Here is a 13,754-nt window from a genome sequence, read left to right on the forward strand (position 1 = left end):
TTTGAGTGTTCATGTCTTTTATTGTTTTGATGAACTTTAAAGATACTCGACTTACTGCTTTTTCATGGATGCTATAACGAATGAGGCACAATTATGGCTCCTCATGAGGATGTGCCTCACACGCCATACACCTAGAGCGTTAGGTACAATTATAAAAAAACAAATATTATGAAAAAGATTTTAATGTTTTCGATTACAATTTCACTATTTGGAATTCAGAAAATATCAGCTCAAAATTATCTTAATTATTACGAAACCATAAACAAAGCTGAAATAGCAAATTTGAACAGTCATTTAAAAAAATCAGATTCGCTCTATCAAATCGCATTTGAACTTGTTGAAAAACCTTTTAAAGAAGATTTTTTATTAGCCTCCATAAATTCCGAAAAATTAAATGAAAACCAAAAAACTTTTGATTATTTGAAAAAAGGAATTAATAACGGATTGACATTAAAAAGAATAAAAAAACAACTAAGTGATTTCAAAAGAACTAAAGAATGGAAAAAACTAAAAAAAGAATATAATTCGCTTCGTGAAAACCACCTTAAGACTTTGAATTTACCTTTAAGAGAAGAGATTTCTGAAATGGTAAGAAACGACCAAAAAGCAAGAACACCAATTTTTGGAAGCTGGAAACAAATGAAGAAAACAGATTCTTATAATTACAATAGACTTTTAGAAATTATTAAAGAAAACAATAATAAATGGCCTGGGTTTTCGATAATTGGAGAAATGACGCCAAAAGGAAAATATGACATAACAAAAAACATAACTTTAATGCCATTACATTTCAAAAAAGAATGGATTGAAAAATTAAGACCATATATGCTAGAAGCTGTTTTAAACGGTGAAATGTATCCTTACCACTTTGCCAGAATAATAGATTATACGGTTTCACATAAAAATATTAGTCAAAAGAAGAAAAATAATGGAACTATAATTAGCGAATCTTGCTATCTATATGGTTCTTATTTAAATGTTACGGTTTGTGATTGTAAAAAAGCAAAGGTTAAGCGAAAGAAAATAGGATTTGAACCTTTAAAAGATTATTATAGAAAAAGAAAATCTAACTACAAATGTTACGAACAAGAATAACTGCGCCCAACACTTTATAAACCACACCTATGAAAAAGTACCATATCGCAGAAATCAATGTAGCTCGAATGAAAGGAGTAAATATTGACGATCCTATTATGAAAGAATTTGTAGATAATTTAGACCGTGTAAACAATTTAGCTGAAAACAGTGACGGTTTTGTTTGGAGACTAAAAGACGAGAATAATGATGCTACAAGTTTCAATCCTTATAACGACGAACAGGTAATTATAAATATTTCTGTTTGGGAATCTATTGAATCCTTAGAAAAATTTGTTTACAAAACTTTTCATACGGATTTTCTGAAAAGAAGAAAAGAGTGGTTTCAAACATATGGAAAAGTTTTTACTGCAATGTGGTGGATAACTGAAGGAGAATATCCCACGATACAAGAAGCTGTTGATAAATTAGATTACCTACAAAAAAACGGTGCTTCAGAAATAGCTTTTGATTTTAGAAATAAAATTCCAATGCCCAAAAAGTAACTATCAACTTAATTCTTAACGAAACTCGCTAAGAATTACACCTCTACATTTTTGTTTGTTTTATTTAACTACTTCCTAAAAGAGGAAGAAAATACTTCTGTTAATAAAACCCAAGTAATTGTACCCGTAATAAACGGGTTAATATTATTTAATAATCTAAAATATTTTACCTATATTAAATATCTAAAAATCAACAAGATGAAAATAAACAAGCTAAACATGTTAACCCTTATCCTAGCTTTTTTAGCTATAGGATTAAATGCTCAAAGCAATGATGTTTCAAACACAGAAACTTCTATTGCTACAACTGTTAATAATAAGAGTTTGAAATGGCTACCTGCTCCAGATTTTTTTCCTAATTGTTCTTTTACAATACTTCATGGAGATATATCTAAGCCTAATTTAGATTTTTTCTTTAGAATAGAACCCAATACTGAAATTATATATCATACACATAATTCACCTGAACGAATGATTTTAATTTCTGGAGATTTGGAAGTACAATACCAAGGAGAAAAAGCTACTGTATTAAAAGCGGGTTCTTATGCTTATGGTCCTGCAAGAAAGCCACATAGGGCTAAATGCCTAAATAATGGTCCTTGTGTTTTATTTGTTGCTATGGTTGATCCTTTTGATGCAGTGCCTATTAAAGAAAAAAAATAGTTTATTAATTCTATAAAAAAGAAATACTTGTTATAATATAACATGAAAAGCAGCAAATAGTATTTGCTGCTTTTTGTATATAAAACCATTGATAAGGTTAAAGAAACGTATTATTTTTGTTTCACCTCACTAGCGCGATAAACATCATCCTCTGCTTTAAATATCTTAAATTGAACCTCGTAACCTTCTGGTACATAAATAACAATCGGTAATTTTCCATTATACCTTACTATTTTTGGCTGACTAGAAATAAACTTTCTGATTACGCTGTTTTCCATGCAAGCCATTCGGGTAGATATAACTCCACCATCAGTTTTGAAATCATAATACGAATAACCCCATCCTTTGAGCTCCTTTTTTTCTATACTTCCTACAAGACCGTGCTTATTACAAGTATCTACTTCCATCCATTTTCCTATAACGAATTCTATTTTTTTGTTACTATCATTATCTGAATGTGGAACTTCAATAATCATTTGTTTAAACCCTTTTTCTGGTTTAGGATATATTGATACATCCGTTTTTGTTAAAGACGTCTGCCCTACTGCCACAGAAGTAATAGTTAAGAATGCTATTAAAAATAATTTAGTGAATTGATTTGAAATTGTTCTCATAATAATATAATTTTCCTAGAGCTTTTCAATATATATGCCAAAAGTTAATTTAACTAAAACTTCTTTACTCATAATTAAATTATATACCATTCTTTTAATAAACATTGAAAGTAGTATTAAAGTACAAATACATTGCTTACTAGTTTAAAACCTTATGATAAACACCAAAATAACAGTCCTTTTGATGCTGTTTCTATCAAAGAAAAAACACTTGTAATAACGTACTATTTTTCTTTCTTACTTTTTTTACATGCGTTTATAAGTGGTTGGACTAAGATCATGTACGACGTCACCACTACGAACAGAAGATATGCTACTCCAATTAAGGTATAGAGAGTTCTCATGTAATCATTTTTAGTAACTTACATTAAAGTTACTAAATATTTCAGCAACTAAAAAAAACAAGAACATTCTATTTCTTTAAACTTTAAAAGGATATTTTACTTAACTTTGACTTTTAATTCAATTTTATGTCTATTACATCTGTATCGTATTTGGATATTGTAAAATAGATAGTCAATTTTCTTAAGGCTATCACCACTCTTTACTTCAGATTATCATCTGAAGCATATCTATTTATTTACATTTTACATATAAACACATCAATTGTGAACGCTTATGTATTTAAATTCATATCATGTATGAATAGCGTAAGTGTTTACTATATTTTAAAATACTTAAAATATGAAACTAGAACATTTCGGATATAACGACAAAATAGAAAAACTAAAAATTGAACATAATCTAGAAGACTTTGAAATTGGAAGAGTCATTTCAGAGCATAAGGAACGATATACTGTTAAAACAGAAAAAGGAGATTTCGATGCAGAAATTACAGGAAACTTAAGATATACTGCTAATACTCCTGAAGATTTTCCTGCTGTAGGAGATTGGGTTGCGTTAGTACTATATGATTCATATAGTTCAATAATCCACAAAGTACTCCCTCGAAATTCAATTATTTCAAGAAAGGCAGTCGGTCAATTTGGAGATTTACAAATAATTGCCACAAATATAAATTACGCTTTTATTATGCAGGCTGTTGATAGAGATTTTAGTATCAATCGAATTGAAAGGTATCTTACAATTTGTAATACATCAAACATCCAACCTTTTATTATTCTTACTAAAATTGATTTGATAAACGAAGTATTATTAAGTGATTTGATTGATTCTCTAAAAAAAAGAATTAACAATGTACCCATATTTGCAATTAGTAATACATCAAAACAAGGTTTTGAAAAACTAAAAGAAATTATACTAAAAGGAAAAACATATTGTCTTTTAGGTTCCTCTGGCGTTGGCAAATCAACACTTGTAAACACACTCGCAAACAAACACTTAATGATTACTAAGAATGTTAGTGATTTTTCTAATAGAGGCCTACACTCAACCACTCATCGCGAACTCATAATTCTTGATAATGGTGGTATTTTAATTGACAATCCAGGAATGAGAGAAGTTGGAATGACTGATACATCGTATGGTTTAGAAAAAACATTTGAAATAATTTTTGAACATTCAAAACATTGTAAATTCAAAGATTGTTCACATACTATAGAAATTGGGTGTGCGGTTACTAAGGCAGTTGAAATCGGAGAGATTGATACCTCCTCTTATAAAAACTACTTAAAAATGGAAAAAGAAAAAGAACATTTTGAAGCTACTGTTGCTGAAAAACGCAAAAAGGATAAAGATTTTGGAAAAATGGTTAAGCATTTTAAAAATTTAAAAAAGTCTAGTAAGTACTAAGCACAGTAACATATATAACTAACAGCGGTTTGAACTCAAATTCAAACCGCTTTTTTATATAGTAAAAGCTTTATAATTAAAAAAGTAGCAAAACTATTCTTTATTTACACACACGTTGTTTTTTGCCTTTTTAATAGAAAATTGTTTGTTTAAATTTAAAAACTAGCTTTATCCCTTCTTAGGGAAAGCTCAGCGTGACGTGCTGATGGTTCCGTTACGAGTTTTTTATCCAAACATCTTCTACAAAGAAAAATGTAAAAAATTGCTAAATCAACATATGTAAAGGCATTGTAACTACTCCCCTTTTAATTTTGCTTTTTCTTAAACAATAATAGTATGACTTTAATAGACAACCTTGAGTGGCGATACGCTACTAAAAAGTTTGATGCTTCTAAAAAAATTTCAACGCAGCATATAAAACTTTTAAAAAAAGCGATTCAATTAGCTCCTTCTTCCTATGGTCTTCAATTATATACCGTTTTGATTATAGAAAACAATGTAATAAAAGAACAGTTAAAATCTGTTTCTTACGGACAGAGCCAAATTACTGACGCTTCTCATTTATTTGTGTTTTGTAATTATACAAAGGTTACCAATGACCATATAGATGCTTATTTTTCTTTAAAGACTGAAATAGAACAGGTTGACATTTCAAACTTTAAAGGATATGCTGATTTTATTAAATCTGACGTTACGAGCAGAACTTTGGTTGAAAAAAACAAATGGACTTCTAACCAAGTTTACATTGCTTTGGGAAATTTGCTAAATGCTTGCTCTGAACTTAAAATAGATGCTTGCCCTATGGAGGGGTTTGATGCCAAAGCTTATAACAAGATATTAAACTTGAATAAATTAGGCTTAAATACTGCTGTAATTGCTCCTGTTGGTTATCGTTCTGATGAAGATAGTTCTCAAAATACACACAAAGTGAGAAAACCTATGGAGAATCTTTTTATAGAATATAAGTAATTATTACCTCAGGAATATAATCACTTTACATTTTTGTTCTGTGATTATACTGTTTTCAAACAATTGAAATGCGTTGATAGGACAGGACACTTTTCAAGAATTAAAGATGCTTATTTGGAACACTAATGCTTTTGGGCAAGACAAACAAATGATTCGAAATCTCAAAATAAAGTAGCAGAAGATAAACACTAACAAACATATCAAAAAATAAACAGAATAAAATGTCTACCCCATTTAAAAAAATTATAAAAAACACAAAGGAAAACGAGGCTTGGTATAAGGATAAAGAAAAAAACACTTCCGATATAAAATCACGTGTATGTAAAAACTGCAAAGCACCAAGACCTGTAGACACAAATTTAACAACCTGCGATTACTGTGGGTTCAAATTTATGGATATTAATGTGAGAATTAAACCTGATAAGTAATGAAACAAGAACTAATAAATCGTTGGGATACTTTTTTAAATAAAATTGAAGCTCGATTTAGTGAAACTTTGCAGCAAGCAGAACAAGCGAGTTTCGAATTTTTAGAAGAAAGTAATTACGATTATGGGCAAACAATGCAAGCGTTTGTTGGGATGAAAGGTCAAATAAGAAGTTTAATTCAGAAAATTGACGATACGTGGGACGGAAAAGTGAAAAATCAAATGCAAAATGCTCTTGCAAGTTCCGATTGGATTGATCAATCTCAGAAAGGGAGTAAATTATCTCAAGAACTATGGAAAAAACTAGAATATTTCGAAACTATTTTAGAAGGTAAATTGTCTCAAAAATATTACGACAATATTATAAAAATAGCCGATAAAGATTTTCTTTGTTCTCAATGCAATGCTAAACTACAAATAGACAAACGCATCTTCCGCTCACAATATCTATCTTGTGATTATTGCAATACCGTAAATACTTTTGAGCCCGAAACAAAATACACACAACTTGGTGGGACTGTGGACAATATTATAAAACTGAAACTATTTGAGGAGAAAAAAGCATTAAGTCACGCATATCAAAAGATAAAAGAAAAGGAACATTTTGGCAAAGCAACCAACAAAGACTGGGAACATTACAAAGCACAATATTTAACATATTATGAATGTTTTTTCACAGAACGTATAAAACTCAATTCGGATTATGAAAAACGCTTTGAACAAGATATGGAACGAAAGGTCAAAGAATTTGAAAAGTTTAAACAACGTTGATAAGATTACAAAATAATAAATTAATAACATTTAAAAATAAAAAAACAATGGAAATTAACGGAATTACGTTTGAAAACTGGGCAGCCGCATCTGCAAACATTGCAAATGGAATGTCAATTGAAGAAGTTTGTCAAATTTTAAGAATTGAAATTCCTGTTTGGGAGGATACTAACACCCAATGGGGTGAAAAACTGGCAGATTTAATGACCTCAGATATGAATATGGCAATGAAATACGGCGAAATTTTTCAGAACCCAAAAGTAGGGAAATTCGCTAATGTAGGAGAAACAGTAAGTATGGATGACGTATTGAAAAAAGTACCAGATTATGATACTTTTATGAAAATAACAATGCATCAATCAAAAGCAACAAAAGTTGGTTTAGACGCCGGAACGATTATTGCCGAATACGGATTAACATTACAACAATGGGGACAGGTTGGAATGCATTATTCTAGTTGGGTGAAAGATAAAATTCACGAAGAAAATGCAACACCAGAAGAAATGGAAATGTTTAATGATTCGGACAAAAAATGGGCTGCTCATTTCGAAGACTTCTACAAAGAGCAAGAAGCTAATTTAGGAGAAGATATTGACTTTTAATATTAAGTTTTTAAGCTACAAGTCTATTTTTAGACTTGTAACTTTTGAAATTAGAAACATATGAACATAAATAAACAATTTCGTTCCGTTATAGAATGGGAAAACCCCAACGAGAAAGAATTATTTGTAAAAGTAACCGACAATTTTGAGGAAATAAAAAATGCTTCTAAATTGATATTACAAGTAGGGCAAGGTTGTATAATTACATACGAAGGTAAGGTTAAAGATGTTATTACCGAAGCAGGAATCTACGATTTAAAAACTGATAATAAACCTTTTATAACCAACTTAAAAAAACTTTTTCAACTTCGTGAGCGCAGTGAGCATGTGCTCGGAATTTGGTTTTTCAGAAAAGCCGATATTGTAAATATGCGTTGGGGAACTCGTGTGCCAATTGCATACACCGATCCTATTTATTCCTTTCCTATTCAACTTTCTGCTTTTGGGAATTATAGTGTAAAGGTGATAAAGCCGTTAGAGTTTTTTGAAAATATTATTGCTGGGAAAGAGCTGTTTACACATTTCGATTTAAAAGAATTTTTCTTATCTCGAATTGCACAACCAATCACCGATTATCTTGCAAATGCTAAATTTTCGTATGTTGAAATTGATGGCCAATTAAACGAAATTGCTAAAAATACTAAAGATAAAACCAACGAAGTTTTTACCGATTTAGGTTTTGAGGTTCTAGATTTTAGAATTGAAGGAACACAATTTGATCAAGAAACCTTAGGCAGAATTGGTGAAATTTCAGATATTCAAGCTGAAGTAAAATCGGCACAAATAGCAGGCATAGATTTTGCCAACTTGCAAAAACTAAAAGCAATGCGAGATGCCGCCAAAAATGAAGGAGCAGCAGGAATAACAATGGGAATGTTTACAGGAGTAGAACTCAGCCGAATAACTAACGAACCCCAAAAAGAAGATATTAAAACCAAATTGAAAAAGTTAAAAGAGTTGTTTGACTTAGAACTCATTACCGAAGAAGAATTTAGCGAAAAACGAAAAAAAATATTAAGTAAATTATAAAAAACATGTTTGCTAACAAGGTCTATAGTAATAAAACAAAGGTCAGTTTAAACCGCAAGGTTTGTGAATAGAAACCCATTACTGTTCACAGTTAAACCATTATTCATCAAATCTGATGATAAATAACAATCACCTCTGTCGCAAATTGATGCCTTTCCTCTACTTGCATACTGCTGTAGTTACTCCTGTCGGTTATCGTTCTGACGAAGATCATTCTCAAAATGCAAACAAAGTAAGAAAACCTATAGAGAGTCTTTTTATAGAATATAAGTAATTACTAGTCTTGATATCAATAGAATACTATAACCGTACATTTTTTGTACGTTTTTTTATTTTGTTTTATCTTGGCTAGCGCCTAATTAAGAGAATAAAATTGTTATAAACTTCCGTTTATCCTACCATAAGAGGAATCTAATTAGTAATTTTATTACGCATATAAACTAGTTGTGGGCAATTATGAACGAGAAAGAAGACTACTTCAGGATTTCTAAAAAGGGAAATGTTCACACATTGAGTGACCAAATTCCATTTAATTGGAAAGAACTAATGATTTGGACCTCTTCTTCATTCATATTTTTAATTTGGTTTCTAGGGGTTGGAGTTGGAATTTTTGTCGCAATTTTGACTTTAATTGGATATCTTTTTTACCGATTTGCTTCGTGGGTTTATTACACAGAATTAAAAATCAACGAAAAAAGTGGCGAAATAACTCGATTAAAAAAAATACTTAACCGAATTCAAAAAACAGAATTAATTGCGGATAAATTTGACCCAAAACGATTTGAGTACTCGGAATTAACTCGAAGCGGAAAAACAAAATTTTTAATGAGTTATCGAACTCATAAAAACAACGAACTTTTGATTTTAAAAAATAAATCAGATAAAAAGCTTATTGAAAAATATATTACAGAAAAAATAACTATTTACAACGTATAACCAAAAATTAACAATTTTCTTCACTAAATAGTAGTTATACAAGACTGTTACTATCACCTAAAAAATCATATGAAACTATTTAACTTTATTATTAATTACTGTATAGCAACTTGTATAATTACCCTATTAAGTACATTTTTAAGTAATGATTATAATTATATAAGCATCGGTTTAAGTTTATTTGGAATTGTAGTTTGTGTTATATCAAAATACTATAAAGAAAACTTAATTTTACTAATATTAATTTGGTACTTATCAGCTTCTTTTATCAGTGAAACCGTAAACATTAATTTTCTGATATCTTACTCATCAGATATTTATATGTCAATAGGTAAAATAGGTTTCAGTTTTAACATGTTCTACATCGTACCCTCTATTCTAATTATCATTTATTACAGTCAACTATCTTTCTTAAGCAAAAAACTAAAAGGAATTGTACATACTGAATCTAGTCAAATACCCTTTGGAACAGTCATAGAGTTTGAATTAAATGACTTCAAGGGCAAAAAATTAAACGGTATTACCAATTTGGATTTAGAAGAAGAGAATTTTGATACGATTTCTTTCGAAAAGATAAAAGATTCTAGTACATCATTAGCGGTAATTGATGTTTCAAATAAGCACAAAAAGTTAAGTGCTACTGTTAAATTAGACTCTACTAATTAATCGTTATAAAAGCATATTATCTATAAAAAACAGTACTTTGTAGTGCAAACAATAAACCATGTACGAAAAAAGAACAGAAGCACCTATTAATAAAAAAAGGTTCTATATCAGACTATTAAAACACTTTTTCGGTATTTTAGTATTGATAGTCTTTTCACTTTTAATTGGAATTTTAGGGTTCATTACTTTTGAAGACTTAACCTTAAGTGAATCTTTTTTACATTCATCAATCATGTTATCGGGCTTAGGACTTATTAAGAAGCCAAGTTCTCAAATCGGACACATTTTTGCTGGTATATACGGGCTTTATGCTGGATTGGTATTTATAGCTTCTTTGGGGATATTAATGAGTCCTATAATTCACCGAATTATACACAAATTTCATTGGGATGATGACAAGTAAAACGTTTGCTACTGACTCTTTTTTATAGAATAGTATTTATTAAAATTCCCGCACTTAGGGCGGGAATAATAGTATTATAAATTTAGTAAGATTATCTATTGAAACAAATCTGAAGATAAATAGCGATCCCCTCTGTCACAAATAACCGCTACAATCACTCCTTTGTCAATTGTTTTGGCTATTTCTAACGCTGCATGTACCGCTCCTCCACTACTCATTCCTGCAAAAACACCTTCTTCTTGTGCTAGCTTTCTGGTCATGTTTTTTGCATCGTTTTCATCTAGTTCTACCACTTGATCCACCTTACTTTTGTTAAAGAATTTTGGCTGATATTCGGGTGTCCATTTACGAATTCCAGGAATTTTGGCGCCGTCTTTGGGTTGTGCTCCGATGATTTGTACTTCAGGGTTTTGCTCTTTTAAATAGGTAGAAACTCCCATAATGGTTCCTGTAGTTCCCATCGCTGAAACAAAATGAGTTACTTCCCCTTGGGTATCGTTCCATATCTCTGGTCCTGTAGTTTTATAGTGTGCTTTCCAGTTATCAGTATTTTCAAACTGGTTCAGCATAAAATACCCTTTTTTATAGCGTAATTCTAACGCTACATCTCTAGAACCTTCGATACCTTTTTCTGCATCCGTTAAAATAACCTCTGCTCCGTAAGCACGCATCGTTTTTACACGTTCTTCAGTAGAATTTTCTGGCATTACCAATACCATATTTACTCCTAAAACTTTTGCCATGAGTGCTAACGCAATTCCTGTGTTTCCACTAGTTGCTTCTACTAAATAATCTCCTGGACGGATATTTTTTCTTTTAATAGCTTCAGCAATCATGTTAAATGCTGCTCTATCTTTTACACTTCCACCAGGGTTATTTCCCTCTAATTTTAATAATAGCTTTACGCCTTCTTTTTGAAGAATATTTGAAACTTCTATTAATGGCGTATTCCCTATACTATCTATAATTGTTTTAGTTTTCATGGTTAATTTTGTACCTACATCATTTAACATAGGATTTTCTAGTGGTTATTTTATTTTCTGACTCATAGGTTACAATAGATCCTTCGGGTACAGAGGTGGTTACACAAACATTTGCACCTATTACGCTATCTCTTCCTATTATTACATCACCTCCTAAGATAGTTGCATTGGCATAAATGGTTACATTATTTTCAATCGTTGGATGCCTTTTTGTGGAAGCCAATTCTTTTTTTACTTGAATTCCTCCTAAGGTAACTCCTTGGTATATTTTTACGTTTTCTTTAATAATGGTGGTTTCTCCAATAACAATTCCTGTTGCATGATCTATAAAAAACGAATCGCCAATTGCTGCTCCTGGATGGATGTCTGTTCCTGTTAATCCATGCGCATATTCACTCATCATTCTTGGTAAAATAGGAACTTCCATTTTATACAATTCATGACTCAAACGATATACGGCAATCGCATGAAACCCTGGATAGGCTAAATACACTTCTCCTAAGCTTTTACAGGCTGGATCTGTTTGTTCAAATGCTTTAGCATCTAAATCTAACTTTTCTCGTATTTCACAAAAGGTTTGTTGGTATACAGCCCATGCTTCCGAAGCATTATTAATAGCCAACCCATTTAGTATTTTTACAAATTTTTCTTTTAAATGATTTGCTTTTTCTTGACATACATCATTAAACAATGCGTAAAATAATTGTTTTGTAAAGTTTTCTACATCATCTTTTAATGATAAATCGTATTGTTTGAATTGCATTTACTAATTTTTTACAAAAATAACTAACTTTCAGGAGCTAGCTCAACTTCAAGTCCTTCTAATTCAGGAACCATATGGATTTGACATCCTAATCGGCTATTTTCTTCTACATGAAAAGCTTCTGCTAGCATTGCATCTTCATCGTCATTTATTTCAGGCAATTCATGATTTGATTTCACATAACATTGGCAAGAAGCACACATTGCCATTCCTCCACAGATTCCAATAGTTCCTTCAGGAGCTAATTCGTATGATCGAACAACTTCCATTAAGTTCATTGCCATATCTGTCGGAGCAACTACCTCATGCATTACACCTTCACGGTCTATTATTTTTATATTGATGTCTTGATTATCCATTTGTAACAATTTCTTATAGGAATCAGTAGTTAGGAAGGTTTTTCAGTTTTGTTGGTGAAGGAGTTTTTACTTAAAACTTGTAATTACAACAAACCTATATACTCAACTCCTAACTACTTTCATCCTAATCCCCATTATTGAATTGCTTTTACTACCGCCTTTGGTGCTTCTTTTCGCGTTCCGTCAAAACCATCAACCCCACCAACTGTGGTATATTTCATCACATATTTTTTATCTGGATAAATTCGTTGAAAAGCACTTTGACACATTAATGTTGCTTCATGAAAACCACATAAAATTAGCTTTAACTTCCCTGGATACGTGTTTACATCACCTATAGCGTAAATTCCAGGAATATTGGTTTGATAGTCTAACGCATTGTTTACTTTAATGGCATTCTTCTCAATTTCTAACCCCCAATTGGCAATTGGTCCTAATTTTGGTGCTAATCCAAATAGCGGAATGAAATGATCCGTATCTATCATATAAGGTTCTTTCCCTTTCTCTTCTATCACAACACCCGTTACATGGTTTTCACCTAATACTGCCTTTACCTCAGCAGGTGTTATTAAGTTAATCTTACCTAAATTCTTTAATTCTTGAACTTTTTCTACAGAATCTAATGCTCCTCTAAACTCATTTCGTCTATGAATTAAGGTTACTGATTTTGCTACATCTGTTAAGAAAATAGACCAATCTAAGGCAGAATCTCCTCCTCCAGCAATTACCACATCTTTATCACGATACAATTCTGGTTCTTTAATCATATACTCTACTCCTTTGTCTTCAAAGTCAGCGATATTTGGAATCGGTGGTTTACGAGGTTCAAAACTTCCTAACCCTCCTGCTATAGCTACCACAGGTGCTTGGTGTTTTGTTCCTTTATTAGTAGTTACGATATATGTTCCGTTATCTTGCTTTTCAATAGTATCAGCACGTTCACCTAAGGTAAATCCTGGTTCAAACTGCTTGATTTGTTCCATCAGGTTCTTTGTTAAATCTCCTGCTAAAATCTCTGGATATGCTGGAATATCATAAATTGGTTTCTTCGGATAAATTTCTGAACACTGCCCTCCCGGTTGTGGTAAAGCATCAATTAAATGACAACGTAATTTTAACAATCCCGCTTCAAAAACGGTAAATAGTCCTGTAGGACCTGCTCCAATAATTAATATATCTGTTTGTATCATGTTCTTATTATTTTGTCATTACGAGGTTTCCAATGAATTGGAAAACG

17 protein-coding genes are annotated in these 13,754 nt (G+C 31.1%); 12 read left to right on the forward strand and 5 right to left on the reverse strand.

Features of this window, described 5'->3' with window-relative positions:
- Positions 1–168: 168 nt before the first annotated feature.
- The 3 genes from ACQYZ7_RS16290 (at position 169) to ACQYZ7_RS16300 (ending at position 2,243) form a co-directional block, all read left to right on the forward strand.
- Entirely contained in the window at positions 169–1,095 is a 927-nt protein-coding gene (locus tag ACQYZ7_RS16290) for a hypothetical protein (RefSeq protein WP_430730772.1), read from the forward strand.
- 29 nt (positions 1,096–1,124) lie between these two features.
- On the forward strand, positions 1,125–1,580 hold the full coding sequence (locus ACQYZ7_RS16295) for a DUF3291 domain-containing protein (protein WP_430730773.1): 456 nt from the start codon (positions 1,125–1,127) through the stop codon (positions 1,578–1,580).
- Positions 1,581–1,778: 198 nt separating this feature from the next.
- A complete protein-coding gene (locus ACQYZ7_RS16300; RefSeq protein ID WP_430730774.1) occupies positions 1,779–2,243 on the forward strand; it encodes a cupin domain-containing protein in 465 nt (154 codons plus the stop codon).
- A 110-nt stretch (positions 2,244–2,353) separates the two neighbouring features.
- On the opposite strand, the gene ACQYZ7_RS16305 is transcribed toward ACQYZ7_RS16300, so the two are convergent.
- On the reverse strand, positions 2,354–2,857 hold the full coding sequence (locus tag ACQYZ7_RS16305; protein WP_430730775.1) for an ecotin family protein: 504 nt from the start codon (positions 2,855–2,857) through the stop codon (positions 2,354–2,356).
- A 684-nt stretch (positions 2,858–3,541) separates the two neighbouring features.
- Here ACQYZ7_RS16305 and rsgA point away from each other — a divergent pair.
- From rsgA to ACQYZ7_RS16350, 9 genes are all read left to right on the forward strand, one after another.
- The gene (gene rsgA / locus ACQYZ7_RS16310) at positions 3,542–4,609 is read left to right on the forward strand and encodes a ribosome small subunit-dependent GTPase A (protein ID WP_430730776.1); all 1,068 of its coding nucleotides are present in this window, start codon (positions 3,542–3,544) and stop codon (positions 4,607–4,609) included.
- Positions 4,610–4,945: 336 nt separating this feature from the next.
- A complete protein-coding gene (locus tag ACQYZ7_RS16315) occupies positions 4,946–5,578 on the forward strand; it encodes an NAD(P)H-dependent oxidoreductase (RefSeq protein ID WP_430730777.1) in 633 nt (210 codons plus the stop codon).
- Positions 5,579–5,799: 221 nt separating this feature from the next.
- The gene (locus tag ACQYZ7_RS16320; protein WP_430730778.1) at positions 5,800–6,006 is read left to right on the forward strand and encodes a hypothetical protein; all 207 of its coding nucleotides are present in this window, start codon (positions 5,800–5,802) and stop codon (positions 6,004–6,006) included.
- A complete protein-coding gene (locus ACQYZ7_RS16325; RefSeq protein ID WP_430730779.1) occupies positions 6,006–6,776 on the forward strand; it encodes a hypothetical protein in 771 nt (256 codons plus the stop codon). The genes ACQYZ7_RS16320 and ACQYZ7_RS16325 overlap by 1 nt, the downstream gene beginning before the upstream one ends.
- A 47-nt stretch (positions 6,777–6,823) precedes the next feature.
- Positions 6,824–7,378, forward strand: coding sequence for a hypothetical protein (locus ACQYZ7_RS16330; RefSeq protein WP_430730780.1), 555 nt, complete (start codon positions 6,824–6,826; stop codon positions 7,376–7,378).
- Between the two features lie 60 nt (positions 7,379–7,438).
- Positions 7,439–8,407 (forward strand): SPFH domain-containing protein, encoded by a 969-nt coding sequence (locus ACQYZ7_RS16335; protein ID WP_430730781.1) that lies wholly within the window; start codon positions 7,439–7,441, stop codon positions 8,405–8,407.
- A gap of 456 nt (positions 8,408–8,863) precedes the next feature.
- Complete coding sequence (locus tag ACQYZ7_RS16340; RefSeq protein WP_430730782.1) at positions 8,864–9,343, forward strand: hypothetical protein; 480 nt, start codon at positions 8,864–8,866, stop codon at positions 9,341–9,343.
- Positions 9,344–9,412: 69 nt separating this feature from the next.
- Entirely contained in the window at positions 9,413–10,009 is a 597-nt protein-coding gene (locus ACQYZ7_RS16345) for a hypothetical protein (RefSeq protein WP_430730783.1), read from the forward strand.
- A 58-nt stretch (positions 10,010–10,067) separates the two neighbouring features.
- Positions 10,068–10,412, forward strand: a complete 345-nt coding sequence (locus ACQYZ7_RS16350) for a hypothetical protein (RefSeq protein WP_430730784.1) — start codon at positions 10,068–10,070, stop codon at positions 10,410–10,412.
- Positions 10,413–10,507: 95 nt separating this feature from the next.
- On the opposite strand, the gene cysM is transcribed toward ACQYZ7_RS16350, so the two are convergent.
- The 4 genes from cysM to ACQYZ7_RS16370 form a co-directional block, all read right to left on the reverse strand.
- Entirely contained in the window at positions 10,508–11,395 is an 888-nt protein-coding gene (gene cysM, locus ACQYZ7_RS16355; RefSeq protein ID WP_430730785.1) for a cysteine synthase CysM, read from the reverse strand.
- Between the two features lie 19 nt (positions 11,396–11,414).
- Complete coding sequence (gene epsC / locus ACQYZ7_RS16360; RefSeq protein ID WP_430730786.1) at positions 11,415–12,158, reverse strand: serine O-acetyltransferase EpsC; 744 nt, start codon at positions 12,156–12,158, stop codon at positions 11,415–11,417.
- 23 nt (positions 12,159–12,181) lie between these two features.
- Positions 12,182–12,517, reverse strand: coding sequence for a ferredoxin (locus ACQYZ7_RS16365; RefSeq protein WP_430730787.1), 336 nt, complete (start codon positions 12,515–12,517; stop codon positions 12,182–12,184).
- A 134-nt stretch (positions 12,518–12,651) separates the two neighbouring features.
- Positions 12,652–13,707, reverse strand: a complete 1,056-nt coding sequence (locus ACQYZ7_RS16370) for an NAD(P)/FAD-dependent oxidoreductase (protein WP_430730788.1) — start codon at positions 13,705–13,707, stop codon at positions 12,652–12,654.
- Positions 13,708–13,754: the final 47 nt, after the last annotated feature.

This window comes from Tenacibaculum sp. SDUM215027, from assembly GCF_050566205.1.
Lineage (GTDB): Bacteria > Bacteroidota > Bacteroidia > Flavobacteriales > Flavobacteriaceae > Polaribacter.

Bases quoted from the DNA above. Each gene is read 5' to 3' on its own strand.
- ACQYZ7_RS16340 (WP_430730782.1), top strand. From the start codon at position 8,864: ATGAACGAGAAAGAAGACTACTTCAGGATTTCTAAAAAGGGAAATGTT.
- ACQYZ7_RS16370 (WP_430730788.1), bottom strand. From the start codon at position 13,707: ATGATACAAACAGATATATTAATTATTGGAGCAGGTCCTACAGGACTA.
- ACQYZ7_RS16330 (WP_430730780.1), top strand. From the start codon at position 6,824: ATGGAAATTAACGGAATTACGTTTGAAAACTGGGCAGCCGCATCTGCA.
- ACQYZ7_RS16295 (WP_430730773.1), top strand. From the start codon at position 1,125: ATGAAAAAGTACCATATCGCAGAAATCAATGTAGCTCGAATGAAAGGA.
- ACQYZ7_RS16350 (WP_430730784.1), top strand. From the start codon at position 10,068: ATGTACGAAAAAAGAACAGAAGCACCTATTAATAAAAAAAGGTTCTAT.
- ACQYZ7_RS16300 (WP_430730774.1), top strand. From the start codon at position 1,779: ATGAAAATAAACAAGCTAAACATGTTAACCCTTATCCTAGCTTTTTTA.
- cysM (WP_430730785.1), bottom strand. From the start codon at position 11,395: ATGAAAACTAAAACAATTATAGATAGTATAGGGAATACGCCATTAATA.
- ACQYZ7_RS16345 (WP_430730783.1), top strand. From the start codon at position 9,413: ATGAAACTATTTAACTTTATTATTAATTACTGTATAGCAACTTGTATA.
- ACQYZ7_RS16325 (WP_430730779.1), top strand. From the start codon at position 6,006: ATGAAACAAGAACTAATAAATCGTTGGGATACTTTTTTAAATAAAATT.
- ACQYZ7_RS16305 (WP_430730775.1), bottom strand. From the start codon at position 2,857: ATGAGAACAATTTCAAATCAATTCACTAAATTATTTTTAATAGCATTC.
- ACQYZ7_RS16315 (WP_430730777.1), top strand. From the start codon at position 4,946: ATGACTTTAATAGACAACCTTGAGTGGCGATACGCTACTAAAAAGTTT.
- ACQYZ7_RS16290 (WP_430730772.1), top strand. From the start codon at position 169: ATGAAAAAGATTTTAATGTTTTCGATTACAATTTCACTATTTGGAATT.
- ACQYZ7_RS16365 (WP_430730787.1), bottom strand. From the start codon at position 12,517: ATGGATAATCAAGACATCAATATAAAAATAATAGACCGTGAAGGTGTA.
- rsgA (WP_430730776.1), top strand. From the start codon at position 3,542: ATGAAACTAGAACATTTCGGATATAACGACAAAATAGAAAAACTAAAA.
- epsC (WP_430730786.1), bottom strand. From the start codon at position 12,158: ATGCAATTCAAACAATACGATTTATCATTAAAAGATGATGTAGAAAAC.
- ACQYZ7_RS16335 (WP_430730781.1), top strand. From the start codon at position 7,439: ATGAACATAAATAAACAATTTCGTTCCGTTATAGAATGGGAAAACCCC.
- ACQYZ7_RS16320 (WP_430730778.1), top strand. From the start codon at position 5,800: ATGTCTACCCCATTTAAAAAAATTATAAAAAACACAAAGGAAAACGAG.